Here is a 2628-nt window from a genome sequence, read left to right on the forward strand (position 1 = left end):
CGGGGAGCGCCGTCCTTCGGGATAGAGCAGGTGGATCGGCAAGGGCGGCTCTTCGAATTCGCGCAAGACCCGTTGCAGTCGGCCCTCCCGCAAGTCGTCCGCAACCTGGTAGGCCAGCACCCGCGTCATGCCCCAGCCATTGCGGGCGGTGGCGATGCAGGCTTGATTGGTATTGGTCTGCAAAGCCGCTTCCACCAGCACGCGCTGGCCGTCGGCAAAGCGCCATTCGGGCGAGGCCCAGGCACTGGTGGAGGTGACGATGCGATGCTGCTTGAGTTCCGTGGGCGAGGCTGGCACCCCATGCCGCTCCAGGTAGTCAGGCGCAGCGCAGATCACCCGGCTGACCGAACCGACCTGGATAGCCGTGAAGCCGGAGTCCGGCAAATGCCCGATGCGTACCGCCACATCCATGCCTTCCTCGACAATGTTGACGGGACGGTCGATGAAGAAGGTGCGGGCGCGCATCTCGGGATACAGGTCCAGGTATTCGGTGACGATGGGCAGCACGTGCAGCTGTCCGAACATGAAAGCGGCCGTCACCGACAGCGTACCCGCGGGCCGGGCATAGTGACCGGCGGCAGCCGCTTCGGCTTCGGCGATCTCACCCAGGATGCGACGGCAATCCTCCAGGTAGCGCGCACCGGCTTCGGTGGTCTTGACCGAGCGCGTGGTGCGCACCAGCAAACGCGCCCCAACCAGTTCTTCCAGCGCCGCCACGGTGCGGGTCACCACCGGTGCGCTCAATTGCATCTGGCGCGCAGCCCTGGCGAAACTGGCGGTTTCCGCGACATGAACGAAAATTCGCATCGCCAGCCATCGGTCCATGTGCTTGCCTTCCTGGATATGTCTAAGAGTGAAGCATTATGCCTGCTGCCAGTCTCCGGTGGCCACCACATAGGGCGACCAGGGCTGGGCCTGCAACTGCCAGCGCAGGGCCAGGGCTGCCGGACGACGCACGATGCGCTGCGGGCGGAAGTTCCACAGGCGCTGGGCACCCTGGAAGGCGGCAATCTCGGGCGAGTCCAGGATCACCTCGGCCTGCCCCGTCATCTGCAACAGCTCGCCCGTGACAAAATCGACGAACAGCAAACCCGCACGGCCATTGAGGACCATGTTGCCCAGCGTGGAAAAGAACAGGTTGCCATCGAAGTCAGGCACGGTCAGCACACCCGCCTGATCCACCCGCACGAAACCGGGCTTGCCGCCGCGATGCGAGACATCGACCTGGCGCCCGCTTTCCAGGTCGGCATAGGTGGCCACGAAGAAGGTATCAGCCTGACCGATCAGGTGGCGTGCAGCATCGTCCAGGCGCTCCAGTGGCTGGGCCTGTTCAGCAGGGAACTGGCCCGGTTCATGCACAAAGGAAAAATCGCGCAACTGGATGTAGCGCGGGCAATTGCCAAAGCTTTGCCCGACCTCGACCCGCCAGCCATCTGCCAGCGACGTCAGCACACCATTCATGCGATTGCGGCGGCGCGTATGCATTTCGATACCCAACAGTCCCACTGACGCGCCCTCCACCATGCCGGCCCCGGCAGGGTCCTGCTGTGCTGGCCGCGCCAGCATGTCCAGCGCGGTGGGGCTGGGTGCAGCGATAAACCCGGGCCGTCCTTCCAGCAGCGTAGCCCAGGCATCGCCGGCCGCATCGACACTACCCACGACGATGAAGGGCAGTTGGGCGTAGAAGGCGCGATGTTGCTCGGGCATGAAGTCGCGCACCACACGGGCGCCGACCAGCTCCATCTTGTCGGCCACGCCCAGTTGCTGTTGCAGCATTTTCTCGCCAGCGTGCCAGGTCGGCGCATTCGGGGAAGTATTCATGGCTGGTCTCTCACAAGAGGGAGGCTCAATCACCAGTTGAGGCCGTCAAGCCTTGACGGCATTCAGACCGACCGGAGTCTGCGCAAAGGCGACGAACCCTGGCAAGGCCTGGATACGTTGCAGCAGGCGCTGCACGGCCGGGTAAGCACTCAGATCGACGTTACCCTCGGGCGCGCTGGCCAGATAGCTGTAGACCGCTACGTCGGCGATAGTGGGATGGTCGGCGGCCAGCCAGTCGCGCTGCGCCAGGTGCTGCTCCATGCGGCCCAGCAGCAGGTGGGCGCGCTGGATCACCTCTTGCGGGTTGAAAGCTGCGCCAAACAACGTGACCAGGCGTGCAGCGCCGGGGCCGAAGGCGATCTCGCCGGCGGCCACCGACAACCAGCGCTGCACGGCAGCTGCGCCCTGGGCATCCTCGGGCAGCCAGTCGCGACGACCCGCCTTCTTGGCCAGGTAGACCAGGATGGCGTTGGAGTCGGCAACGACCACGCCATCGTCTTCCAGCACCGGCACCTGACCGAAGGGATTGAGGGCGAGAAATGCTGGCTGCTTGTGCTGGCCCGCCATCAGGTCGACTTCGACCAGCTCGGCTTGCAGCCCCAGCAGCGAAGCGAACAGAACGACCCGGTGGGCGTGGCCGGACAGAGGGTGATGGTGGATTTTCATGAAATGGCTCCTGATGGGTGGACTCGGCCAGGACTGCTTCCCTGGACGTGACGCCAGTGTGGTGCCNAGCGCTGGCGAAGAAGATCCGCACAGTGGGTACTTCTTTATTGCTCANNGGAGAAAATATGCCCATATGCAAAG

The 2628-nt window shown here is 64.3% G+C and carries 3 protein-coding genes; all 3 read right to left on the minus strand.

The features are described 5' to 3' along the window. Positions 1-825 (minus strand): LysR family transcriptional regulator (locus I5W_RS02710; protein ID WP_044528078.1); only part of this gene is annotated, 825 nt, incomplete at its 3' end. Between the two features lie 36 nt (positions 826-861). Beyond that, positions 862-1821, minus strand: coding sequence for a pyridoxamine 5'-phosphate oxidase family protein (locus tag I5W_RS02715; RefSeq protein WP_044528079.1), 960 nt, complete (start codon positions 1819-1821; stop codon positions 862-864). A gap of 45 nt (positions 1822-1866) precedes the next feature. Continuing rightward, entirely contained in the window at positions 1867-2487 is a 621-nt protein-coding gene (locus I5W_RS02720) for a glutathione S-transferase family protein (RefSeq protein ID WP_017451227.1), read from the minus strand. Between the last annotated feature and the right edge of the window lie 141 nt (positions 2488-2628).

Source organism: Herbaspirillum sp. B65, from assembly GCF_000333555.1.
Taxonomy (GTDB): domain Bacteria; phylum Pseudomonadota; class Gammaproteobacteria; order Burkholderiales; family Burkholderiaceae_D; genus Herbaspirillum; species Herbaspirillum rubrisubalbicans.